Here is a 22,844-nt window from a genome sequence, read left to right as displayed (position 1 = left end):
GGGACTATAGTTCCTAATAGATAGTTTTTGATTATTATTTCTTTTCTTTATCGAGTGTTTGCCATGTGAGGCCTTTGTTGTCCTTTTCCTTAGGCAGTACGAAACTGAGCAAGAGTGCTACGATGACTGCCACAGCCATGCTCACGAAGCCATAAATGAGGAAGTTGGGCTTCACGTTGTCGTCCATGCCGTAGTTCATGTAGAACACGGTTGCTGTGCCGCAGAGGAAACCGATGAGGGCTGCTCGTGCACCGATGCGCGGCAAGAAGATACCCATGATGAAGAGACCACCGATGGCTCCTGAGAGGAGACCGAGAATGGTGTTGAAGTAGTCGAGCAGCGACTGAATATCGACCATCGCCATGAGTATGGCAATGAACATACCGATAAGTCCTGCGCACACACCAGCATAGCGTGCGGTCTTCACTTTGCCCTTGTCGGTCGTGTTGCGGAAGCGGCTCCAGAGGTCAACGGTGAAGGCTGTCGAGATGGAGTTGATGTTCGAAGCGATGGTACTCATTGTGGCTGCGAACACAGCAGCAATGAGCAGACCTGCCACACCTGCTGGCAGTTGGCTCATCATGAAGAAGGGGAAGATGGCATCGCCCTTCGCCATCGTCATGTCGAGTTCTGCAGGATGCGTCTTGAAGAAAGTGTAGAGACCTGTACCGATGGTGAAGAACGCGATGGTAACCACTACGCTCATCAAACCGTTGGTCAGGATGCCTCGTGCAGCACTCTTTTCATCGCTCGTGGTAAGATAGCGCTGTATGACGGTCTGGTCGCTCGTGTAGGAGATGAGGTTGTTTGCCAATCCGCCGAGTATCACTACCCAGAATGTGGCACTCTTCCAGTCGAAACTCCAGACGAACATTTGGAATTTATTCTCGTCGGTGGCGATTTGCCAGAAGTCGGATGCACCGTTCTCACCCGTGTTGAAGATGAGGTAGAGTGCAGCGAGGATGGCACCTCCCACGAGGATGATGCCCTGAATCACGTCGCCCCACACAACGGCTTCCACACCGCCCATTGTACAGTAGAGAATGGTAATGAGCGCCATAAGCACGATGCAGAGGTAGATGTTGATGCCCGTTACGGCTGTCATAGCGAGCGAAGGCAAGAAGATGACGAGGGCGGTACGTGCCACCATAAAGACGATGAACAGCACACTCGCCATGAGACGTGTCAGATAGTTGAATCGGCGTTCCAAGTATTCGTATGCCGTTGTTACGTTCAGACGGATGAAGAACGGCAGGTAGTACTTAATGACAGGGAATGACACGATGAGGATGCAGATCTGCATGGGGTAGTATGTCCAGTCGGTGGCATACGCCTTTGCAGGGATGGACATGTAGGTGATGGCGCTGAGCATCGTGGCAAAGATGCTGATGCCGGCAGCCCACCATGGGATGCGTCCGCCACCCTTGAAGAAGTCGTCGCTCGAGTTGTTGGCGCGCTTCATGAAGTAGTAGCCCAGATATACCATACCGAGGAGGTAGAGTATGAGCACACACCAGTTGAGCCAACCGAAGTGGGCGGTGTAGGTCATCTCTGTGGCTGTAACGTCAGCTGAACGCACACCAGGCTTTTCTTCGCCGCCTACGACAATCCACGTTACCTTTCCCGTCTTGTCCTTCAACGCTACCACACCGCTACCAGCGCGGGCGGTCAGTGGGCTGTCGAAGGTCTCTACCCATGTGTCGGTTACGGTGTGATAGACGAGGAGTTTGTCGTTGAACTTATACCACTCGGCAGGGTGGGTGAGGTAGTCGTCGGCAGGTTGGTTGATGGCTTGTTCAAACACGTCTTTGTTCACACCACCGAAGAAGATGACATGCGCTGCACCGCTGCTCACCGCTGCTGCACCCACAAGGGCACGCTGCACACTGTCGGATGTGGCGATGCGAGCAGTGGCTTTCCATGTTTTGTCGATGGGGTTGTATGCCAGTCCGTCGGTAACAGTTGCTTTCTTTTCGGGATCGAAACCGCCGAAGATGTAGAAGCGTGCACCCACGTTAGCACTTTGCCACACAGCCACTGGCTGCACTCTGGCATCGCCAGGCAGGTCGGGCAGGGCTTCCCAAGCCTTCTTTTTGCTCATGTCGAGTCGCCAAGCCTTTTTCGAGGCTTTGCCATCGGTCTGACCAGCAGCCACATAAACGAAGCCATCGCCGAAAGCACCTGCTGCCTGATCAATGCCTGCGGGCAGGTCGGGCAAGGCTTCTTGTTGCAGTTTGCCACCTTTCAGACTGAGGAGAACAGCCTTTTTCGAACTCGTTTTGCCATCGGCTGTACCACCGATGCAAAGCAGTCCGTCGTCTGTTGCGATGCTCACACCATACGCCAGTGGTTCCGCCAGTTCTCCCACCTTGCGCCATTTGGCGTTCTTGTCGAGCGGATTGGCGAGGGCATACACATCCTTGTAGAATGTCTTTGTGCCATCCACAGCGGAATTGCCAGTGAAGTTGCAGCCACCAGCCACGAGGAGTTCGTCGCCCACCATGCCTGCGAAGGGTGCCGAAACGCCCATGCCGCCGTTGAGGTCGAACTTGGCGAGGGATGTGAAGTTTACGCTGTTGTAGCGGTGTTCTGCCGCTTTGTCAGTCGCGTCTTGCGCTACGAACTGCAAGGGTAGGAGCAGGGCGAGCGCGGTTATCAGGAATTTTTTCACTTTTTTTCTTGATTTTTTCGTTATGACGTTATGACGTAATTTCGTTATGACGTTATTTGTTGCATTTGTTGAAGAAATCGATGGCTTCGAGTTCTGCGCGGAGTTGTTTCTCTTCTTCGTCCGTTACGTTCTGGAACGGTGTGCGGTTTGGTCCGAGGTCGAGGCCGATGAGTTTCATGATGCGCTTACCACCCACGATGTTGCCGCGGAAGTGGCAAATCACGTCAATCACGTCTTGTGCATAGTTCTGCAGTTCGCGCGCCTTCTCAAGGTCGCCTGCTTCCCATGCTTGCTGTATGCCCACGAGGCAGCGTCCGTTGTAGTTGGTCGTACCGCCGATGCCGCCCTGTGCGCCACCCATGGCGAGGCAGGGGAGAATGGTTTCGTCCTGTCCGTGGAGCATGTCGAACTTTCCGTCCTTGTATCTGCGGCAGCGGTTGTATTCGTAGAGGCTCTCGAAGGTGTACTTGATGCCGGCGAAGTTGAGTATGCGACCATCTACAGCGCAGAGGAAGTCGTACATCGAGAGGAATGCGCCGTTGAAGGCAGGAATGTGGTAGAAATAGAAGGGTAGGTTGGGTGCACCACAGGCTATTTCTTCGCAGTACTTCACGAGTTCTTCTATGCGTCCCACTTTCGGGAACGGAGGTGCCATAGCGCCGATGCCCCATGCGCCGCACTTCTGTGCGTGTTCTGCCAGGCGGCGGCTGCTCTTGACGCAGGTGCTGCCCACGTGAACGATGACCTTGAAGTCTTCCGGTACGGCTGCAATCCATGCTTCAGCCAGGCGCATGCGCTCTTCTTCCGTGAGCATATAGCCTTCGCCGGAGGAGCCGTTGATGAACACACCTTTCAAGCCGTTGCGAGCCAAGAGGGCTGCATATTCGGGGATGATGTCATAGTTCACTTCACCTTTGCTATCGAACGGCGTAAACGGCGCGTCGATAAGTCCTTTAATCTTTTCCATGGTTTTATGTTTTTTGAATTTTTGATTGATTTAATTTTCTCTATATTCGGCAAAGATATGCAAAAAAAAGTTGTCGTTTGTGCTAAAATGCAAAAAAATGTGTAATTTTGTGGATTGAAGGGCAGCCCCTCGGCTGTACGAAAATTTTTAGGCGGAAAATCAGGAGGTTATCATGTTAGCATCAGAACAGACTTATCAACAGATTGAGCGTGCGCTTCGTAAGGCGCACAGCAAGTTTCAGGACGCCGGCGAAAACACACCGCTGACGGACATCTTCCTGCAGGTGAAGCAGGAGAGCGGCGAATTGTTGATCTTCGACGACGACGACTGCGAGATAACGCGGTGTGTGGTGGAAGAGTGGATCGGCAATCTGGACGAGGACTTCTACGAGAATGTGGTACCCGTGCTGCGGCTGAGCCTGATTAACCTTAAGGAACTGACGGAAAACTTCAATGTGCTCAAACCCTATTCTTTCGTGTTGCAGGACGACGAGCGCGAAACGGTGGAGGACCTCTACCTCGTGGACGACGACACCATCGTCATCGACAGCGACCTGCTCGCCGACCTCGACGATGACCTCAACGCCTTCTGGGAAGAACTGAGCAAGAACTGAGCATTTTTTTTCTTCTTATATAGCTGCTATAGTTGTTATGTTTCTTATATTTCATCTATAGCAGATTTTGTCATTTAAAAAATATTTATTATCTTTGCATAATAAATCTTAAATCTTTTTTTTATTATGCTACAGACTAATGAAAAACGTAGGGAGGCACTGCGCCTGCCCTTTAATCCCCTTACAGGTGAAGGTGCGCCCGGCAAGCGGTTTCGGCTCGAACTGGACGACTATGAACTCCCTGTGCAGTATCTGCCTGAGGCGATGAAGGAAGATGCTGCCATACAGGAACTGATGCAGTTAAGAAATGTTAAGGCTTACGTGGTGCGCCGCGGTATGCACCTACATAAGTTCATCGACCGCTTCCGGCGCCTGCGCTTCCGCCACGACTTCTACTACTGGGCGCACTGCAACGTGATGATCAAGCCCAAGGGCGAGGGCAGCGACGTCCCTTTCTGTCCCAATATGCCGCAGCGCAGGCTCATAGAGACCTTCGAAGCCATGCGGCGCGAAGAAAAGCCCATCCGCGTCATCCTGCTCAAGGCGCGGCAGTGGGGCGGATCAACGGCTACACAGATTTACATGGCATGGCTGCAACTCATCCACCGCCGCGGCATGAACAGCCTCATCGTAGGGCATCAGAAGGACGCCGCAGCCGAGGTGTGCGGCATGTTCGAGAAACTCATCGACGCCTACCCCGACGAACTGCTCTACGACCCCGGCAGCAAGCAGCGCCACAAGGAGAAGAAGATGCTTGCCAATGCCCTGACGCGCAACATACGCACCATACCGCAGCGCGGCTGCAAAATCAAGGTGGGGTCTGCCAAGATGCCCGACAGTGCGCGCGGCGGTGATGCCACACTCGTCCATTGTACCGAAGTGGCGTTCTGGGAAAAGACAGAGGGCAAGTCGCCCGAGCAGATTGTGCGATCCGCCTGCTCCGGCACACTGCCTCGCCCCATGACGATGATCGTGTATGAGAGCACGGCGAACGGTGTGGGCAACTTCTTCCAGCGCGAATACGAAGCCGCCAAACGCGGCACGAGCATCTTCCTGCCCGTCTTCGTGGCGTGGTGGCAGATAGAGACGTATCAGTTGGATTTTGCCTCCGACGCCGAGCGCAGCGCCTTTGCCGAATGGCTCAGTGCAAATCGCGAGAGCGAACAGGCTGACTCGGCACGCGAAGAACCGCCACGCTACCTCTGGCACCTCTGGGAAGCGGGTGCCACACTCGAAGCCATCAACTGGTATCGCACACAGCGCCGCGCCTATGCCGACCATGGCGACATGGCTGCTGAATACCCCTCCGACGACGTGGAGGCATTCGTGCACAGCGGGGCACGTGTGTTCGACTACTACAAGGTGCAGCAGTTGCGTAAGACGTGCCGCCCGCCACGCCTGCGCGGTGAGATAGCCGCCCATGCCGACGAAGGTCCCGATGCCCTCCGCGACCTGCGCTTTGCCGACGACAGCCAGGGTGCACTCGAGGTGTGGGCACTGCCTGAAGCCGACAGCGACAAACGGCGTGTGGCGAACCGCTACCTCGCCGTGGTGGACATAGGCGGGCGCAGTGCCAAGGCCGACTGGAGCGTGGTGTGCGTCTTCGACAGGCTGTGGATGACCTCCGGCGGAAACCCCAGTGTCGTGGCACAGTGGTACGGACATACCGACATGGACCGCCTCGCCTGGAAAGCCGCACAAATCGCTGCATTCTACAACAACGCGCTGCTCGTGGTGGAGAGCAACACGCTCGAGACACGCGACCGCGACCGCATCGTGGAAGGCGACCAGGCACCCTTCATCCTCAACCAGATACGCGACGCCTATCCCAACCTCTATGCCCGCCGGCAGTCGGAGGAGGAGATACGCCAGGGCGCACCGCGCAAATACGGTTTCCATACCAACATCGCCACAAAGCCCATGGTCATCTCCACCCTCGTGCGCTGTGTGCGCGAAGGGCTCTACACCGAGCGCGACGTGCGCTGCACCGACGAACTCCTCACCTACGAACGCCGCCAGAACGGCTCATACGGTGCCATCGCGGGTCACCACGACGACCTGCTCATGACACGCGCCATAGGCCTGCACATCTGCTATCACGACATGCCGCAGCCGCAAATCGTGGGCAGCAACCGCCACCGGCAAGCCACACAACTCATGCTTGGGGAGGCTTTCTTTTAGTTGAGAGTTGAGTTTTCAGAGTATTCAGAATATTCAGAATATTCAGATTATTCAGCATCTTCTGACAACCACCGACCAAAACCCAAAAACACACAAAAACCATGAAAGAAAAACTGAGAATCGCCCAGGAATGCTGGGCAAAGATGGCAGCATATCGCCAGGAGCGCGAGCGCTGCAAGCGTTACACCTACGGCCGTCAGTGGGACGACCCCGTCACCATCGACGGCGAAACCATGTCCGAAGCCGAGTACATCCGCCGGCAGGGCAGTGTGCCGCTGAAGAACAACCTTATCCGCCGCCTCGTGAGAAATGTTATCGGTGTTTACCGCTCGCAGGCGGAGCAGCACAGGTGTGTGGCACGCGACCCCGACGAACAGCCGCTGGCAGACGTGATGACCAATGTGCTGCAATGCAACATGCAACTCAACCGCATGGATGAAGTTTATGCCCGCACGCTCGAAGAACTCCTCATCGGCGGTCTTGTGGCACACCGCAAGAGTTTCGGCTGGAGGAACGACCGCGTGGACTGCTGGACGGACTACGTGTCGCCCACAGCCTTCTTCGTGGATAGCGACATGCACGACTTCCGCGGCTGGGACGCGCAGTATGTGGGTGAACTCCACGACCTGTCGTTCGGCGAACTCTGTGCGCGCTTTGCACACACCACAGCCGACTATAAACGCCTGCGCGACATCTACGCCGAGGCCGCCGACAACGACAGCCTCGCAGCCACGTGGCACGACTTTGGCGGACAGGGCGACTTCCCCGCCAGTTTCTTCCTGCCCTCGCGACAGGGTGCCTGCCGCGTGGTGGAACTATGGTACAAGGACCGGCGTCCGCGACTGCGCTGCCACGACCGGCGCAACGGCAATGCCTACAAGACGGAACTCGGCGACCTTGCCGCCATAGAAGCCGAAAATGCTGTGAGAAAGAAGAACGGCGACCCCGAGATCACTACGGAATGGTTCATCGACAACCTGTGGCGCTATGCTCTGCTCTCACCCACAGGGCACGTCATAGAAGAGGGCGAGACACCCTACGCCCACCACAGCCATCCCTACGTGTTCCTCGCTTATCCTTTCATCGACGGCGAGGTGCACTCCTTCGTGAGCGATGTCATCGACCAGCAGCGCTACGTGAACCGCCTCATCACCCTGCAGGACTGGATGATACGCTCCTCCGCCAAGGGGGTGCTCCTCTTTCCCGAAGAGTGTCTGCCCGAATATGCCTCGGCGCAGGACATAGCCGATGAATGGGCACGCTACAACGGTGTTATCTTCCTGAAAACCAAGAACAACACCGTTATGCCGCAGCAGGTGAATGCCAGCACGGCAAACACAGGCATAGCCGAACTGCTCAACATGCAACTCGGTTTCTTTGAGGATATCAGTGGGGTGAGCGATGCCTTGCAGGGCAAGGTGGCTTTTGCCGGCACCAGTGCGCAACTCTACAACCAGCAGACACAGAACGCCAAACTATCGCTGCTCGACATGCTCGACTCGTTCCGCAACTTCACCACCGAAGCCGCGTATAAGGACCTGAAGAACATCGTGCAGTACTACGACGAGCCGCGCGTGTTCAACATAGCGGGCCATCAGCCCGACACACTGCGCCGCATCATCTACGACCCCCTGCGCATGAGGGACGTGGAGATGGACCTTAGAGTGGAGAGTTGAAGAAGTTGAAGAAGTTATCGCTTCGCTCGAAGTTAACGAAGTTATCGAAGTTAACGACGATACTTTAGACCGACCAATAACAGAAAGGAGTTAAAGAATTTCGAAGTTAACGAAGTTAGCGAAGTTAATGAAGTTAACGACGATACTTTAGACCGACCAATAACAGAAAGGAGTTAAAGAATTTCGAAGTTAACGAAGTTAGCGAAGTTAATGAAGTTAACGACGATACTTTAGACCGACAAATAACAGAAAGGAGTTAAAGAATTTCGAAGTTAACGAAGTTAGCGAAGTTAATGAAGTTAACGACGATACTTTAGACCGACAAATAACAGAAAGGAGAATATGTAATAATAATTAGCATTAGGTAACGTCGTTAACTCCGAGCGAAGCGATAACTTCAATAACTTCGTTAACTTCAAAGATAAAGAGGTAACGTCGTTAACTTCGATAACTTCAAAGAGTATGAGGTAATGTCGTTAACTTCGAGCGAAGCGATAACTTCAATAACTTCGTTAACTTCAAAGATAAAGAGGTAACGTCGTTAACTTCGATAACTTTAAAGAGTATGAGGTAATGTCGTTAACTTCGAGCGAAGCGATAACTTCATTAACTTCATTAACTTCAAAGAAAACATTAACTTCGTTAACTTCAAAAGAGTTAACTTCTAAAGCTTATATCCTGTCTGAGTGACGAAGCGCCTGATGTCTTCATCCTTTTTGAAATTCTTGGGTGCTTTCTTGAGGATTTGCTCCACCTGTGCTTTTCTTTCGGGTGTGGGCGGTTCATTGAGCAGTTGTAAGAAGAAGTCTTTTCCGAGCACGTTGTCGAAATTGCTTGTAATGAATTCGGTCTGCAGTTCTCTGCGGCTGTCAAGCAAATTCCGGCAGCGTGCCTGGAACTCTCGGTGCAGTATGCCGTCCGGGTCGCCGTCGAAGAGAGTGGCGCTTGTGTAAAAAAGGTCTTGGCGTGCCAGTTCGAACTCTATGGCGTTCATCTTCGAGAGGTAGCGTGCCAGTTTATTGTTCAGGTTGGTGCCCGACACTGTGGCATTGCCTTTTTTGTCGAGGTCCATGTCGAGTTTGCCGTTCTCCACCACCATAAATCCCACGGGGTCGCCACCCACCGTGATTCGGCAGAGTTGCGGTGCACCTCCTGTGCAGGTCATGATGAATGTGCCGTGTGTGATGGTCTCTTCCGACCCGTCGAAGTCGCCGTTGTTTTCCGGCACCAGCGCCACCTTCTTGTCTTCGAACGACGGGTTGCTGTTGCTGCCGAAAATCTCGCACGTACTGGCGCATGACGTCATCGTGAGGCAGACTGTTATAATAAGGAGTATCGGAGCGTAGAATCTCGTCATAGGCATTACGGTCTATCCGCTGAAATTCGTTTTCTTTCTGCAAAATTACCACCTCTGCCGCACATTGCGAAGTGTGCTGTCGTGTCAGCGGGGCAATTTTAATATTTTTTAGTAGTTATCTGTCTTTTTTTAGAATATTTAGGCATTGAGGGTAGGGCAGATTTGTCCTATTCTTTCCTGCCTGTTTCCTGATTGCCGGCGTAGATTGTCTTTTTTATCCATTCGTCCATGGCGGCATCCAGTTCTTTTTTTGTTTTGTTATAACGGTCTTTTTGTGTCTTGTTCATGAAAGGGTAGGTGGACTGGACCTTTTTGCGCACGTCGTTGTAGTTTTCGTTGAATTTTGCTGCGTGGCTGTGTGTGGGTGGTATGCCGATGTCGGAAAAATTTCTGACCGACGAGATGAGGTATTTGAAATTGTCGAGTTGGTGGTCTATCTGTGCTTCTGTGGGCTGCTGAAAGTTCTGTACTGCCGTTGATGCCGCCTTCTGGTGCTCGTTGAGTTGCGACTGCATTTTGTTGAGTTCTCCCATGAGCCTCTCGCGCTCTTTCTGCTGGTTCTGGTTGTCCTTGATGGCTTTGGTGTTGAGTTTGCTTACGGGGGATATGTCGAGCGCTTTAGAATCGAGCGGCTTTATTTCGGGGAGTCGAAAACGTTTTGATTTGTAGTAGAAATAGTTTTCCTCCGCAGTGTCTGCCACCGTTGTTTCTGCCGCTGTCGTGTCTGTTTTTATTACGCTCGCGTCAGGCACTTCTTTTAATGGCTCCGCTGTGCCACGCGTCAGTTTTCCATCCTTTTTGTTGCAGGCTGCGAGGAGGCAGGCTGCGAGGGCTATGGTCAGGGGCTTGCGGAGCATGGTTTTTTTTCTTGAAGTTAACGAAGTTATTGAAGTTATCGCTTCGCTCGGAGTTAACGACGTTACTTAATGGTAATTTCTTCTTTCTTTTGTTATTTATCGGTTCAACGCTATCGTCGTTAACTTCACTAACTTCGTTAACTTCGAGCGGAGCGTTAACTTCTTCAATTTTTCCACTTCGTTATAGTCTTTGTTTATGGTAGCGGATCCTGCTTGGGCAGCCCTATCCATATCTGTATGGCGTTGTGCAGGTCGAAGTCGCTGCCCACGTGCACTGTTGTTTCGTTGTCGCCGTCGAAGTAGAGCACGTCCTCGTCCACGGGGTAGAGTGCGACGAAGATGTTGCCGTACTGCGGGCTTTCGTAGCCCGGGCGTATATTGCCGTCCTGTTGCGGTGTTACCTGCCTGAAGCGCAGTTCGTTTTTGCCTTTGACGAAGCGGGTATAGTTTTCCCTGTCGGCAGGGAACCAGATGCACGCCTGGTTGTACCATTTACGGGTTTGTCTGTGCATGAAGTAGCCGTAGGTTACGAAGCAGGGGTGCGGTCCCACGGGTGTGAGTTGCACACGGTCGCCTTCAGTGATTTTGAGCGAGTCGAGTCCGCCGTCGGGCAGTTCCACATTGAGGCTGTAGCAATAGTAGTAGCCTCTTGGGTCGTTCACTTCGCCTTTTCTGCCCTCATACTTGAAGCCGCGCATCTTGAGGAAGGGGCCTATCTTGTAGATGTCCGCTGTAGTGAGTTTGTCGAGCACCTCCTTCATGGTGAACACATAGTCGGGTGTGGTTGGTTTTATCTCGTTGACTACTGCTGTCTTAGGTGCTTTCGGTGCTTTGGCGTTGTCGTTCTGCGCGGTGGCGAACGTTGTCGTCATGGCGAGCAGCAATGCGAGAATGAGGGGTCTTTTCATGCTTAAAAATCTTATTCGTTTGGTGCAAAATTACTAAAACCTATGCGCTTATCAAGGTTTTTAACAAAGTTTTAGAATTTGTCCGCCGGAGAAACAACTCCTGATTTTATTCCGTTTTTTGTCCTCTCCGACCTGTGTTATTGCCATTTTGTCAACCGAAAACTACAAAAAACGCAAATAAATTTGCGGTAAGTGATAAAAAAAAGCCTAAAATTGTTGGCTATGAATGATTTTATGCTAACTTTGCAGCCGTAAAAGTGTAAATGCGCAAATAAATATAAAAAAACATATAAAATAATGAAAAAGATTTATAACACTCCGGTCACAATGGCGTTTGAAATGCGTCATGAGAACATTATCGCTACAACCATTCCTAAGGATGACACAAATCCTATTGATGACGACAACAAGGATGGTTACGAGTTTGCTCCGAAACAGGAAAACGATTGGACAAACAACTAATCGGGTTATCTTATTTCAAAAAAACGGCCGCCGCAGTAAATTCTGCGACGGTTTTTTTTTATGCCTTTTCCCTGCCGCTTGAAAAAAGTACCCTAAAAACGCAGAAACCCTTTATTTACAGGCGTGCACGGCAGGTAGCAAAAAGTCTTGGCGGTTTGTTTTGGTGCTTTTATCTTTGCACCATCAAAACCACTTATTATTGTTGAACTAATTTATTTAATGCTATGAAAAGAATGACCCGCTCTCAGTTTAATCTGATGGCTGACGCCCTGAAGACAGCCGTGCGCGAAGCCCTGTCAGAAGAAGTCAATGCCATCTTTGCTGCCCGCATTGCCGCCCTCGGCGATATGGCAGAAGAGACCAACGAACCCGAAGACGCCGAAGCACCCGGAGAACCCGGAGAGAACGGAAAGCCCGGAAATTCCGGAATGTCCGGAGCGTCCGGAGAACCTGGAATGTCCGGAGCGTCCGGAACCTCCGGAAATACCGGAGAACCCTTAGCCCCTGCTGATTCTCCACTGCAAGCCTGCATCGCCCAGGCAGGTCTCTCTGAAGAGGATGCCGCCCTGCTGGAGCCTGTGGCGAGTGATGTGTCGGCGATGATAGAGCATGGCAGGTGGGCAGACCTGCTGCCGCTGCTCACCCGCGCCGCCCGCTACGACAAGGACGTGGCACGCGCTGCGGAAGAAGGTGAATTGCGAGGGCGAAATGCCGCTGTAGATATCGCCCTGAAACGCCTCAACCGCTCCGACGGCATACCTGTTACACCTTCTGCCAACATCCCTGCCGCCGATTTCAAACCCGTGAGCATCTTCTCCCTCGCACGACAGGCTAAAGAGAGTTGAGCGTTTAATGTCCTTAAAGTTCTTTAGAAAAAACACAAACCTTTTTAAAACCAAAAAACACTATGTCAAACCAAACTCCTACGACCGGCACGACCGGTCTCCAAACCCAGTTACCGGGCGTATCTGCCCTTGTTTCCGAACTTGCTGCCGCTGATGGCGGCATCGATGCGGGCCACTTCGTGGAGCCCGACGTTGACGAAGAACTGCTTCGTTTCAATCCCGACGACACACCGCTGATGAACCTCATGCTCCGCGCCAAGAAGGTGATGGTGAAGAGTCCGGAAGTGGTGCACTACGTGGCAGACGACCAGCGCCACAGCGTAACGACCACTGAAGCCATAGCCGAGAGCAGTGCACAACAGACCACACTGCCTCTGGCAGCGAACGACCAGAATATGCTGCGCGCCTATACCACGCTCCTTGTGCAGGGTGTTGACGGTTACGACGATACGGGTGCTGCCGTTGTGGCAGGTAAGCCGCTGATGCTCTTCGTTACAGGGCAGGACACCACCACAGGGCTGCCCGTAGTGCGCGCCGTGAACGGTCCGAAGGCGAACCCTACCGACGAGGTGTGCACCATACCTGCCATACCCGCCGGCACGACGATGGTCATCCTCTCCAATGCCCTCTATGAGACGCAGAAAGAAGTGGAGCCCGACCTCTTCCTGCCGCAACCCACCACCATCTATCTGCAGAAACGCGGCATGAACCAGGTGGTGAGCGACTACTTCGACAGCCAGCGCAAGCAGATACCCTTCTCCAAGGCCATCCTGGCAGAGCAGGCGATACAGAACTACAAGGTGCGCGCCAACCGCAGCCTCTGGGCAGGCAGGAAGGGTAAGTTCAGCGTGCAGACCAAGATTGGTATGCAGACCATCTACTCCACCGAAGGCATACGCTGGCAGTTCAGACGCAAACTCGCTGCACCGCAGAAGTGGACGGTGGAGAAGATCATCGCCCTTGCCAAGATGTTCTTCACGGGCGAAGACGTGCCTAAGACGGCTATTCTGCTCGCCGGAAAGAACCTGCTCGAATCGATACAGTGTGTGGACTATTCGCAGCACCCCGAAGTGCAGGTAACCGCCAAGACCAACACCGCCGGCTGGCTCGTCACGAACTTCCACACCGTGTTCGGCGACATCGAGATCAAGCGTGAGCCCACCCTCGACCGCCTCGGCTGGAGCAACAGTGGTGCGCTGCTCGGCGAGAATCGCCTCGTGCACTATCAGCGTGTGGCAGAACACAGTTACAGTGAGCGTGTGGAGGGCGAAGAAGCCACCCGCACGGGTATCCTCTCGTGGGATGCCCTGGCGCTCAAAGGCTCCTGCCACATCTGGATCGACGGCGAGTCGGACGGTACGGTGGAAGCGGGCATGACGAACCTCACCACATGGACCAGTGCGTCAGGTGCTGCACCTGAGGGCAGCGACCTCATCAGTGGCATGGTCTATTACATGATGCAACGCACCACCCTCGGCACAGGACTCACAGCACCCGCCGGTACGCTCTGGCAGTACGACGGCAGTGGCTGGACAATCTTCGAGGGAGACCTTTTTTAGTTGACAGTTGATGGTTGACAGTTTATAGTTTACAGTGGTCGGAGTACTCTGAATGTTCTGATTATTCAGAGTATTCCGATTCCAAAAAGAAAACACACACACCATGAAAACCTATTACGCACCAGAAATGCAAGAGTGGCTGCTCGCCGTGCCGTGCGGCAAGGCGCGCGTGATGTTCCATTTCCGTGGCGGATGGACATCAGCCCACGGCAGTTCACCTGCCACATTCACCACCGACAACCCCGCCGCCATAGCCATACTCGAAGGCAGTACATACTTCAGACGCGGAGAAATACGCCTCGCTAAGGAAAGCCCCGAACCCGGACCTCCCGGACATTCCGGAAATTCCAGACCTTCCGGAAATTCCGGACCCTCCGGAAAACCCGGATCTTCCGGAAAGCCCGAGAAACCCGCTCCCCCCTTAACCCCCGCCCCGCCACCGGCGAAACCCCACCTCGACCCGCTGACGATGCGCGATGTGCACGTGGCGTGTGCCGAAGATGCCAAGGACTACCTTGCGACGCATTACGGCATAGACCGTGCGTCGATACTCACGCCATACGACCTGATGGATGCTGCCAAGCGGAAGAACCTGCGATTTTTGATAGGAGAAAATGCTAACCCCTTAAAATTCAAGCAAGATGACACCGGATAACATCATTTCAGAGACCCTCCTGCTGCTGAACCTTGAGCCGAGCGAAGAGGGGGCAACGGGTGTAACGCCCGAACAACTGATCACTTCGCGCATCAACAACGCCCTGCGCCTCGTGGCAAGTCAGGCACCCGTAACGATGCTGGGCAATGGCAAGGCATTTGCCGACACCGTGGGGTGGGAGAGCCGTGTGGGCTACGGCGCAGGATATGTGGTGCTGCCCGACGACTTCTTCCGACTCATCACCTTCCGCATGTCCGACTGGCAGGTGGCGGTAACTGAAACCATCGCGTCCGACAATCCGCTCTACTTGCGGCAGCAAAGCCGCTGGAGCGGACTGCGCGGCACACCGCAGAATCCGGTGGTCGCCATCGTGCAGGGCGACGTGGGGCGCGTGCTCGAATTCTACTGCTGCAACTCGGGACCTTCCGTCTCGGTGCGCCAGGCGCGGTATTTTCCCTTGCCACAGTATGATTTTCAGCGCGATACGGAAGTGGATGTGCCGGAACGGCTCCTATCCGCCTTCCTCTGCCGCCTGGCATCGCTTGTGGCAGGCACCCTCGGACAAGCCGACCTTGCACAGAGGTTGGAAGAGCAGAGCCGGGCACTGATGATGAACTGAAGATTTTGAAGAAGTTAACGCTTTGCTCGAAGTTATCGAAGTTAATGTTTTCTTTGAAGTTATTGAAGTTAACGAAGTTATCGCTTCGCTCGAAGTTAACGACGGTACTTCTTTCTCTTTGAAGTTAACGGAGTTATTGAAGTTATCGCTTCGCTCGAAGTTAACGACGGTACTTCTTTCTCTTTGAAGTTAACGGAGTTATTGAAGTTATCGCTTCGCTCGAAGTTAACGACATTACCTAATACTGATGACTTTCTTTCTTCTTTCTTTTGTTATTTATCGGTCTAAGGTATCGTCGCTAACTTCGTTAACTTCTCTAACTTCGTTTAACTTCTTTATTATCCTTATGCTGATATTATTTATCGGTCTAAGGTATCGTCGCTAACTTCGTTAACTTCTCTAACTTCGTTTAACTTCTTTATTATCCTTATGCTGATGTTATCTGTCGGTCCTAAGTTTCGTCGTTAACTTCATTAACTTCGATAACTTCGAGCGTAGCGATAACTTCAGAAAGTTGAACTTCTATAAAAAAGAAACAACCATGAATTACCAACGACTGAACAACTTGGGCGACTTCCCTAGTATGGACGCGCTCTGGGCGCGTTATCCTGAGGGCGGTCGCGAGGGCGACTACGCTACCGTTGGCGGCGAGGACGTGTTCTGGGACCGCTACAAGGTGCGCTGGAGCACGGGCGACGAGGAGAGCCACGGGCGGCAACTCACCACCGTGAATGGCGACTGCCTCGTGAGCGGCGACCTCACCGTGGGCGGCACGCTCCGCTACAGCGGCTTGCGCACAGCCTTCAAGGGTTTCTATGACGGTCTGGCAGCACTCGTGGCAGCGTGTGCATCGCCAGAGCCGGGCGACTGGGCTTACGTGACAGAGGACGGCACCACCTACGTCTATCGCTGCGCCACGGCAGGTGCGTGGACACAGGGCGAAGCGGTAGATATGAGCGACGTGACAGGTCTCACCGCGCGTGTTGATGCCCTCGAACAGAGCCACCGCCGCCGCATCTACCGCTACTTTGCCGACGATGTGTTCACCGAGACGGGGCTGATGCGTGCGGACGGGAGTGTGAGCACGAGCAGTGCCTACCTCCACACGGCGCCCCTCGCGGTGGAAGGTGTGGAGCGTTTCCTGCTCTACAACAAACTGGTGAGCGAGACAGCCACCACGTTTTTCCCCATCGTGGTGTGGCTGGGCGCAGGGGGCGGCGTGGTGGGACACGTGGACTGTACGGCAGGTGAGGGCAGTTACGAACTCACACCGCCGGCGGGGGCTGAGGCGGCAGTGTTCAACGCCCTGCGCACCTTCGTGGTGCAGACCGACAAAACGTTGTGCCACGCCGACATCGTGTCCGCCAAACCCTTTGCGCGCCGCATCTATCTCTCGCCCCAAGGCAGCGACCTGAACGACGGACTTTCAGCCGACTCTCCCGTGCTTTCCCTGCGCCGTGCGAACACGTTGCTTGCGCCCGACGGCGAACTCGTGATGCTCTCCGGCGACTACCTGAACCTGCCGATTGACCTCTCCAACTACGGCAGACTGACGGGAGCAGGGCGCGTGCGCTGCATCAGTTGCTATCGCGTGACGGCAGCGGAGACGGCGGCTGGCTATACGCGTGTGCTGTGCGCTACAATAGACAAGCCGCCTACGCGCGGCACCTACCTCTGGCAGCACGATGTGGCAGATGCCGCCACTGCGATACTGCCGTCGGAGGTGCATCCTGCACAGGAAGGCACCACGCACCGCCTGCCCTCCACGCGCATCTATCCAGCGTCGTCGATAGCCGAGATTGAAGCGAGCACGGACGTGCTGAAATGGTACGTCAGCGGTACGACGCTCTATTTCTCGAAGGCAGAAGGCACAGACCTCGCCACGCACCCCGTCGTCATACCACGCCGCACGATAAGCGGCACCGTCGGCGGTACGACAGCGGTGCGGAACGTGGCATTTCTCTATGCGCCGCTTCTGCTCACCGGTATGCACGGACTGTTGGAGAACGTGAGTGTGGGCATGGTGAATGCCGCCGGTGCCATACGCTACGACGGCACGACGGACTTCCTCATGTGCCGCTGCGAGGCATACGGCTGCTCCAACGACGGTTTCAACGGACACGGCACAGCCGACAGTCCTTCGGACATCGTGCTCGAGAACTGCTGGGGGCACGACAACTGCGACGACGGCGAGAGTTGCCACGAGCATTGCACCGTAACCTCGCGCGGCGGACTGTATGAATACAACGGCAGCGGGTGCACACCGGCGAGCGGCGGACGGGCAGCCTACTACGGCACTATGGCGCGCAAGAACCTGCCGACCCACGCCTGGACAGGCTCGTCGCGCGAAGGCACGGGTTTCTCGGCACAGGGCGCGGCACCCTCGGGCGCAGAAACAGCCATGCTCTGCCACGCCTGCTACGCCACAGCCAACAGCATAGGCATCCGAACGACCCTCGCCACAGGCACGCACGCCATCGGCTGCATCTCAACGGGGAATGGTACGGACTATGCGGGGAATGTGGAGAGGGTATAGAAGTTTTCGAAGTTAACGACGTTACCTCTTTATCTTTGAAGTTAACGAAGTTATTGAAGTTATCGCTTCGCTCGAAGTTAACGACATTAGCTTATGCTGATGTTTTCTTTGAAGTTAACGAAGTTATTGAAGTTATCGCTTCGCTCGAAGTTAACGACATTAGCTTATGCTGATGTTTTCTTTGAAGTTAACGAAGTTATTGAAGTTATCGCTTCGCTCGAAGTTAACGACATTAGCTTATGCTGATGTTTTCTTTGAAGTTAATGACGTTATTGAAGTTATCGCTTCGCTCGAAGTTAACGACATTAGCTTATGCTGATGTTTTCTTTGAAGTTAATGAAGTTATTGAAGTTATCGCTTCGCTCGAAGTTAACGACGTTATCTAATGCTAATTTTTATTACATATTCTTCTTTCTGTTATTTGTCGGTCTAAAGTATCGTCGTTAACTTCATTAACTTCGCTAACTTCGTTAACTTCGAAATTCTTTAACTCCTTTCTGTTATTTGTCGGTCTAAAGTATCGTCGTTAACTTCATTAACTTCGCTAACTTCGTTAACTTCGAAATTCTTTAACTCCTTTCTGTTATTTGTCGGTCTAAAGTATCGTCTTTAACTTCGTTAACTTCTTTAACTTCGCTAACTTCTATGATACTACAGAAAAATACTAACACAACCATGAAAAACACACAGACCATCACCGCCGTAGGCATGCTCGTTGCCGGTCTTGCCTTCGCCGTGGCAGGGTTTATTACTCCGCCTCCGGGCGAGATCAGCGACAGTGTGCTATGGCTCTTTTCGCAATGCCTCATCTATGCCGGATCCATCTTCGGCGTGGGCATCTATGTGGACCGTCGCTTCAGCGCCTTTACCAAGGAATTCAGGCGCAGCGGCTTAAACCCTGAAAACAATACTAATGAACAACCTGAAAACGAACGTGAAAACGAACAAGACTATGAAAAAACTGAAAGTACTGATTGACAACGGCCACGGCTCCGACACAGCCGGTAAGCGCAGCCCCGACGGGCGTCTGCGCGAGTATGCCTACGTGCGCGAGATAGCCGAGCGCGTGGAGAAAGAACTGCATCGGCGCGGTGTGGATGCCGAAAGGATAGTAAAAGAAATGTGGGACGTGTCGCTCGCTGAGCGTTGCCGCCGCGTGAACCGCCACCCGGCAGGCAGCACCATCCTCGTGAGCATACACTGCAATGCCGCCGGGCACGGACAATGGATGAATGCGCGCGGCTGGAGCGGGTGGGTGTACAGGCAGTGCAGCGAACGCGCGAAACGCCTCGCCGGCTGCCTATACGATGCCACCAAGGCACAGGGGCTGCAGGTGCGCACACCGAGCCGCTCGCAGAAATACTGGACAGCCGGTTTCTACATCCTCAAGCACACCGTCTGTCCCGCCGTACTGACCGAGAACTTCTTCCAGGACAACCGCGAAGACGTGGCGTTCCTCCTCTCCGAAGCCGGCAAGGCAGCCGTCGTGCGCCTGCATGTGGAGGGCATTATGAAGTATATTGAGAGCCTGTAGAAGGCTATAGATGCTATAGAGGCCATAGAAGCTATAGAAACAATGAAAAGACTGTTCTTGTTGTCCGGTAAAATTGGCTGAAAGCCAAATATGCTCATAGCCCAGGTCAACGCCCCGGGTGAAGATAATCAACGACAATGGCGCGCTGTAAGCGCAAAAGCGGCAGATATTCAGATTATATGGCTTTTGCCCCTACAGGGCGAAACGACTAAACACCAATTCACCCAGGGCGTTGCCCTGGGCTATGGGCTTGACGGACTTTCAGCCCGTTTTCCGGATACTCCTAAACAAATAGAAAGATAAAAAGGCGGGAATATTTTTGCTTTTAGCGGCGTAATTGTTATATTTGCAAAACATAATCCAACCAAAAAAACAACTACCATGAAAAGATTTGTGATTATTCTTATGGCGCTTGCGGTAGGTCTGCCTATCTCTGCGCAACAAACTTGTCCCGACAGCAACCACCCCCATGCCATCGACCTCGGTTTGCCGAGCGGCACGAAATGGGCATGCTGCAACGTAGGTGCTTCAAGACCTACGGCATACGGCGATTATTATGCATGGGGCGAGATAGCCACTAAAACCAATTATGATTGGAGTACGTACAAGTGGGGAGAAATTATTGAACTTACGAAGTATTGTGATAACCCCGATTTTGGTGAAAATTGGCATACAGATAATAAGACTGTCCTTGATCCAGAGGACGATGTTGCCCATGTGAAATGGGGAGGACAGTGGCGTATGCCTACAAAAGAACAAATGGAAGAACTTTGCAATAATACGAAAGAAAAGTGGATAGAAAACTATAAAGGTACTGGTGTGAATGGTTCTCTCCTTACGGCTACTAACGGAAAAAGTATTTTCCTTCCCGCTGGGGGCGAACGCGACGACACGCAGCTCTACTGCGCGTACGCCGGCTTCTTCTGGTCGAGTTCGCTCGTCTCGGGCTGTCCGGGCAGCGCGTACGGCCTGAGCATCGGCTCGGGCGAAGTGTTCGTCGACGACTTCAACAGCCGCACGACCGGTCGCACTGTGCGGCCCGTGCGTCCCTAAGAACTGAAAATGCATCCTTTCCCATGATGCCAACCCAAGCCAGGCTTTTGCGGGCTCCGCTGGCGAGTGGCGTGACGCAAGGGCTTTAGCCCTGCGCCACTCGTCAGGGGAGATGCTGTGACAATTGAGAATTATTCCTGATAACCTAATACTAACGAAAAATGCAAATAAGAATTTCAAAATCCTCGGTGTTTGCCGAGGTACAGAAACTGGCGGCGTATGTGGCTGCCAAACAGGCGGACGGTTCGGCTGATGGCAGTGCCTATCCGCGGATAGCTATCCAGGATGAGGACCGCGAGGTGCTCGAAAGTGCCTGGCAGGACGTGCTGACCGACGTGGCGCGAATCTTGGCGCCTTACATTACCGATGCGGAACTGCCGCCCCTGCCTCACGGCATAGACCTCGCCGCCGACTTCGTGCTGAATGTCGCGGTGCCTGAAACGCTGCCGTCGGCACATGCCGCAGCACTGCCCACAGCCATCGTGCGCTATGCCGTGCGCCGGTTGCTCGCCACATGGACCGCCATAGCAATGCCGGAGCAAGCCGACCGCTTCGCCGCGTATGCGGAGACCGCACGAAAAACCCTACGCAGCCTCTTGCTGTCGCAAGTGAGGCGGTAGGGGTTGCTTTGTCGGAGTAATTCGGAGTAATCGGAATAGTCGGAGTTTTCAGAAAAATCAGATTATTCCGATTATTCAGAATGGTCTTATGGTTTCATCTTCAATGCGCTATCTACCACTACTTCCGGGTGGATGCTGGTCTTGAGTTTTGCTGCGATGGTGTCCTTGCGCTTGGCTTCTTCGGTTTTCTGCCTGATGATGTCTTCTATTTCCTTCTCTTGCATTTCGGTGCGGTAGTAGATGTTTCTCACGGTGCGCCAGTCGGCTGCTCCGCCGAAATATGTCTTTGCTTCGGCTTCTGTGACGACGATGGGCATGAGGTTCTGCGCCTTGGCGTCGGCAGCCTTCACGAGGTATGCCTTGGGTACGCCGTACACTTCGAGCGGTATGTCTTTGCTGATGACTTCGAAGGTGGCTTCCTTGCCGTTCTGTCCTTCGCCCGTCTGTATGTAGAAGAGTTCTTCCTGCGCTGTCTTGTTGGTGAGGAGCACGCGGTTGCGGTGCTGGTACGACTGTATGTTGATGCCGTAGCGCGTTACGGTTTCTCCGCCGTCGTAGATCTCGATGTTTCGCGGCAGGTGCTTATAGCCTACATAGATGAGTACACCGGCTATGAGCAGCCCGAAGACTATCGTGCGCAGCATGAGTTTCGAGAATCGCCAGAGCGGCTGTCTGCCATAGCAGATGTTAGCCACGACGAAGGTGAGGAAGCACACCACGAGTGATGCACCGATGGCGAAGAGTATGAGTTGTATGAGCGTGAGTTGTAAATCCATAATGTCGTAGATTTTTTCCAATTTTCATGCAAATATACAGCCTTGCCGCTACATTTGCAAAAAAACGGCTGAAAAATTATTTTGCAACTTTCTGAAGTTATCGCTACGCTCGGAGTTATCGAAGTTAACGAAGTTAGCGACGATACGTTGGACTGATAACGAAGTTTAATTTTGAAGTTATCGAAGTTATCGAAGTTAACGAAGTTAGCGACGATACCTTAGACCGATAAATAACAAAAGAAAGAAGAAAGAAAGTCATCAGCATTAGGTAATGTCGTTAACTTCGAGCGAAGCGATAACTTCAATAACTTCGTTAACTTCAAAGATAAAGAGGTAATGTCGTTAACTTCGAGCGAAGCGATAACTTCAATAACTTCATTAACTTCAAAGAGAACATCAGCATAAGCTAATGTCGTTAACTTCGAGCGAAGCGATAACTTCAATAACTCCGTTAACTTCAAAGAGAAAGAAGTACCGTCGTTAACTTCGAGCGAAGCGATAACTTCAATAACTCCGTTAACTTCAAAGAGAAAGAAGTACCGTCGTTAACTTCGAGCGAAGCGATAACTTCAATAACTCCGTTAACTTCAAAGAGAAAGAAGTACCGTCGTTAACTTCGAGCGAAGCGATAACTTCAATAACTCCGTTAACTTCAAAGCGAAAGAAGTACCGTCGTTAACTTCGAGCGAAGCGATAACTTCAATAACTCCGTTAACTTCAAAGCGAAAGAAGTACCGTCGTTAACTTCGAGCGAAGCGATAACTTCAATAACTCCGTTAACTTCAAAGAGAAAGAAGTACCGTCGTTAACTTCGAGCGAAGCGATAACTTCAATAACTCCGTTAACTTCAAAGCGAAAAAGGTACCGTTGTTAACTTCAAGCAAGCGGAACTTGCAAAACTTGAAATATTTTCTGCACACAGTTTGACAATAGCAGATATTTTCTTATTTTTGTG

Annotated in this window: 20 protein-coding genes; 14 read left to right on the top strand and 6 right to left on the bottom strand. The window is 52.8% G+C overall.

What is annotated here, in order from left to right; all coding sequences use genetic code 11:
* Positions 1-34: 34 nt before the first annotated feature.
* Together C7Y71_RS03795 and C7Y71_RS03790 are read right to left on the bottom strand one after the other, a co-directional pair.
* Complete coding sequence (locus tag C7Y71_RS03795; RefSeq protein ID WP_111899291.1) at positions 35-2,671, bottom strand: cyclically-permuted mutarotase family protein; 2,637 nt, start codon at positions 2,669-2,671, stop codon at positions 35-37.
* Positions 2,672-2,723: 52 nt separating this feature from the next.
* Positions 2,724-3,638, bottom strand: coding sequence for a dihydrodipicolinate synthase family protein (locus tag C7Y71_RS03790; protein WP_111899290.1), 915 nt, complete (start codon positions 3,636-3,638; stop codon positions 2,724-2,726).
* A 172-nt stretch (positions 3,639-3,810) separates the two neighbouring features.
* On the opposite strand from C7Y71_RS03790, the gene C7Y71_RS03785 reads away from it, so the two are divergent.
* The 3 genes from C7Y71_RS03785 (at position 3,811) to C7Y71_RS03775 (ending at position 8,108) form a co-directional block, all read left to right on the top strand.
* A complete protein-coding gene (locus C7Y71_RS03785) occupies positions 3,811-4,251 on the top strand; it encodes a hypothetical protein (RefSeq protein WP_111899289.1) in 441 nt (146 codons plus the stop codon).
* Positions 4,252-4,377: 126 nt separating this feature from the next.
* Positions 4,378-6,432 carry a terminase gene (locus C7Y71_RS03780; protein WP_111899288.1) on the top strand — a complete coding sequence of 685 codons (2,055 nt, stop codon included), beginning with the start codon at positions 4,378-4,380 and terminating at the stop codon, positions 6,430-6,432.
* A gap of 101 nt (positions 6,433-6,533) precedes the next feature.
* Entirely contained in the window at positions 6,534-8,108 is a 1,575-nt protein-coding gene (locus C7Y71_RS03775) for a portal protein (protein WP_111899287.1), read from the top strand.
* A gap of 664 nt (positions 8,109-8,772) precedes the next feature.
* Here the strand turns inward: C7Y71_RS03775 and C7Y71_RS03770 are convergent.
* The 3 genes from C7Y71_RS03770 to C7Y71_RS03760 form a co-directional block, all read right to left on the bottom strand.
* Positions 8,773-9,465: a DUF4369 domain-containing protein gene (locus C7Y71_RS03770; protein ID WP_193215961.1), complete on the bottom strand. Its 693-nt coding sequence runs from the start codon at positions 9,463-9,465 to the stop codon at positions 8,773-8,775.
* Positions 9,466-9,632: 167 nt separating this feature from the next.
* Positions 9,633-10,322, bottom strand: coding sequence for a hypothetical protein (locus C7Y71_RS03765; protein WP_111899285.1), 690 nt, complete (start codon positions 10,320-10,322; stop codon positions 9,633-9,635).
* Positions 10,323-10,516: 194 nt separating this feature from the next.
* Positions 10,517-11,230 (bottom strand): hypothetical protein, encoded by a 714-nt coding sequence (locus tag C7Y71_RS03760; protein WP_111899284.1) that lies wholly within the window; start codon positions 11,228-11,230, stop codon positions 10,517-10,519.
* A gap of 297 nt (positions 11,231-11,527) precedes the next feature.
* Between C7Y71_RS03760 and C7Y71_RS11790 the strand changes: the two genes are divergently transcribed.
* From C7Y71_RS11790 to C7Y71_RS03710, 11 genes are all read left to right on the top strand, one after another.
* Positions 11,528-11,692, top strand: a complete 165-nt coding sequence (locus C7Y71_RS11790) for a hypothetical protein (protein WP_193215960.1) — start codon at positions 11,528-11,530, stop codon at positions 11,690-11,692.
* A gap of 224 nt (positions 11,693-11,916) precedes the next feature.
* The gene (locus tag C7Y71_RS03755; RefSeq protein ID WP_111899283.1) at positions 11,917-12,537 is read left to right on the top strand and encodes a collagen-like triple helix repeat-containing protein; all 621 of its coding nucleotides are present in this window, start codon (positions 11,917-11,919) and stop codon (positions 12,535-12,537) included.
* A 62-nt stretch (positions 12,538-12,599) separates the two neighbouring features.
* Entirely contained in the window at positions 12,600-14,096 is a 1,497-nt protein-coding gene (locus C7Y71_RS03750; protein WP_111899282.1) for a hypothetical protein, read from the top strand.
* 103 nt (positions 14,097-14,199) lie between these two features.
* Positions 14,200-14,751 carry a hypothetical protein gene (locus C7Y71_RS03745; protein WP_111899281.1) on the top strand — a complete coding sequence of 184 codons (552 nt, stop codon included), beginning with the start codon at positions 14,200-14,202 and terminating at the stop codon, positions 14,749-14,751.
* Complete coding sequence (locus tag C7Y71_RS03740; RefSeq protein WP_111899280.1) at positions 14,738-15,370, top strand: hypothetical protein; 633 nt, start codon at positions 14,738-14,740, stop codon at positions 15,368-15,370. Before C7Y71_RS03745 ends, C7Y71_RS03740 begins: the two co-directional genes overlap by 14 nt.
* A 541-nt stretch (positions 15,371-15,911) precedes the next feature.
* The gene (locus C7Y71_RS03735; RefSeq protein WP_146739495.1) at positions 15,912-17,906 is read left to right on the top strand and encodes a hypothetical protein; all 1,995 of its coding nucleotides are present in this window, start codon (positions 15,912-15,914) and stop codon (positions 17,904-17,906) included.
* Between the two features lie 675 nt (positions 17,907-18,581).
* Positions 18,582-18,884 carry a hypothetical protein gene (locus tag C7Y71_RS03730; RefSeq protein ID WP_146739494.1) on the top strand — a complete coding sequence of 101 codons (303 nt, stop codon included), beginning with the start codon at positions 18,582-18,584 and terminating at the stop codon, positions 18,882-18,884.
* A complete protein-coding gene (locus C7Y71_RS03725) occupies positions 18,868-19,440 on the top strand; it encodes an N-acetylmuramoyl-L-alanine amidase (RefSeq protein WP_111899297.1) in 573 nt (190 codons plus the stop codon). Before C7Y71_RS03730 ends, C7Y71_RS03725 begins: the two co-directional genes overlap by 17 nt.
* A 90-nt stretch (positions 19,441-19,530) precedes the next feature.
* Positions 19,531-19,743 carry a hypothetical protein gene (locus C7Y71_RS03720; protein WP_111899277.1) on the top strand — a complete coding sequence of 71 codons (213 nt, stop codon included), beginning with the start codon at positions 19,531-19,533 and terminating at the stop codon, positions 19,741-19,743.
* Between the two features lie 78 nt (positions 19,744-19,821).
* The gene (locus tag C7Y71_RS03715) at positions 19,822-20,493 is read left to right on the top strand and encodes a hypothetical protein (RefSeq protein ID WP_111899276.1); all 672 of its coding nucleotides are present in this window, start codon (positions 19,822-19,824) and stop codon (positions 20,491-20,493) included.
* A 161-nt stretch (positions 20,494-20,654) separates the two neighbouring features.
* Positions 20,655-21,113, top strand: a complete 459-nt coding sequence (locus tag C7Y71_RS03710; protein ID WP_146739493.1) for a hypothetical protein — start codon at positions 20,655-20,657, stop codon at positions 21,111-21,113.
* A gap of 86 nt (positions 21,114-21,199) precedes the next feature.
* On the opposite strand, the gene C7Y71_RS03705 is transcribed toward C7Y71_RS03710, so the two are convergent.
* Positions 21,200-21,889: a hypothetical protein gene (locus C7Y71_RS03705; RefSeq protein WP_146739492.1), complete on the bottom strand. Its 690-nt coding sequence runs from the start codon at positions 21,887-21,889 to the stop codon at positions 21,200-21,202.
* Positions 21,890-22,844 lie beyond the last annotated feature (955 nt).

Source organism: Pseudoprevotella muciniphila, assembly GCF_003265305.2.
GTDB classification, from domain to species: Bacteria; Bacteroidota; Bacteroidia; order Bacteroidales; family Bacteroidaceae; genus Alloprevotella; species Alloprevotella muciniphila.
Note: the sequence above shows the minus strand (reverse complement) of the source record. Positions and strands in the feature narration are given on the sequence as shown.

Bases quoted from the DNA above. Each gene is read 5' to 3' on its own strand.
- C7Y71_RS03760 (WP_111899284.1), bottom strand. From the start codon at position 11,230: ATGAAAAGACCCCTCATTCTCGCATTGCTGCTCGCCATGACGACAACG.
- C7Y71_RS03755 (WP_111899283.1), top strand. From the start codon at position 11,917: ATGAAAAGAATGACCCGCTCTCAGTTTAATCTGATGGCTGACGCCCTG.
- C7Y71_RS03745 (WP_111899281.1), top strand. From the start codon at position 14,200: ATGAAAACCTATTACGCACCAGAAATGCAAGAGTGGCTGCTCGCCGTG.
- C7Y71_RS03710 (WP_146739493.1), top strand. From the start codon at position 20,655: ATGCAAATAAGAATTTCAAAATCCTCGGTGTTTGCCGAGGTACAGAAA.
- C7Y71_RS03715 (WP_111899276.1), top strand. From the start codon at position 19,822: ATGAAAAGATTTGTGATTATTCTTATGGCGCTTGCGGTAGGTCTGCCT.
- C7Y71_RS03740 (WP_111899280.1), top strand. From the start codon at position 14,738: ATGACACCGGATAACATCATTTCAGAGACCCTCCTGCTGCTGAACCTT.
- C7Y71_RS03785 (WP_111899289.1), top strand. From the start codon at position 3,811: ATGTTAGCATCAGAACAGACTTATCAACAGATTGAGCGTGCGCTTCGT.
- C7Y71_RS03765 (WP_111899285.1), bottom strand. From the start codon at position 10,322: ATGCTCCGCAAGCCCCTGACCATAGCCCTCGCAGCCTGCCTCCTCGCA.
- C7Y71_RS03730 (WP_146739494.1), top strand. From the start codon at position 18,582: ATGAAAAACACACAGACCATCACCGCCGTAGGCATGCTCGTTGCCGGT.
- C7Y71_RS11790 (WP_193215960.1), top strand. From the start codon at position 11,528: ATGAAAAAGATTTATAACACTCCGGTCACAATGGCGTTTGAAATGCGT.
- C7Y71_RS03790 (WP_111899290.1), bottom strand. From the start codon at position 3,638: ATGGAAAAGATTAAAGGACTTATCGACGCGCCGTTTACGCCGTTCGAT.
- C7Y71_RS03780 (WP_111899288.1), top strand. From the start codon at position 4,378: ATGCTACAGACTAATGAAAAACGTAGGGAGGCACTGCGCCTGCCCTTT.
- C7Y71_RS03750 (WP_111899282.1), top strand. From the start codon at position 12,600: ATGTCAAACCAAACTCCTACGACCGGCACGACCGGTCTCCAAACCCAG.
- C7Y71_RS03770 (WP_193215961.1), bottom strand. From the start codon at position 9,465: ATGACGAGATTCTACGCTCCGATACTCCTTATTATAACAGTCTGCCTC.
- C7Y71_RS03705 (WP_146739492.1), bottom strand. From the start codon at position 21,889: ATGGATTTACAACTCACGCTCATACAACTCATACTCTTCGCCATCGGT.
- C7Y71_RS03735 (WP_146739495.1), top strand. From the start codon at position 15,912: ATGAATTACCAACGACTGAACAACTTGGGCGACTTCCCTAGTATGGAC.
- C7Y71_RS03720 (WP_111899277.1), top strand. From the start codon at position 19,531: ATGCTCATAGCCCAGGTCAACGCCCCGGGTGAAGATAATCAACGACAA.
- C7Y71_RS03775 (WP_111899287.1), top strand. From the start codon at position 6,534: ATGAAAGAAAAACTGAGAATCGCCCAGGAATGCTGGGCAAAGATGGCA.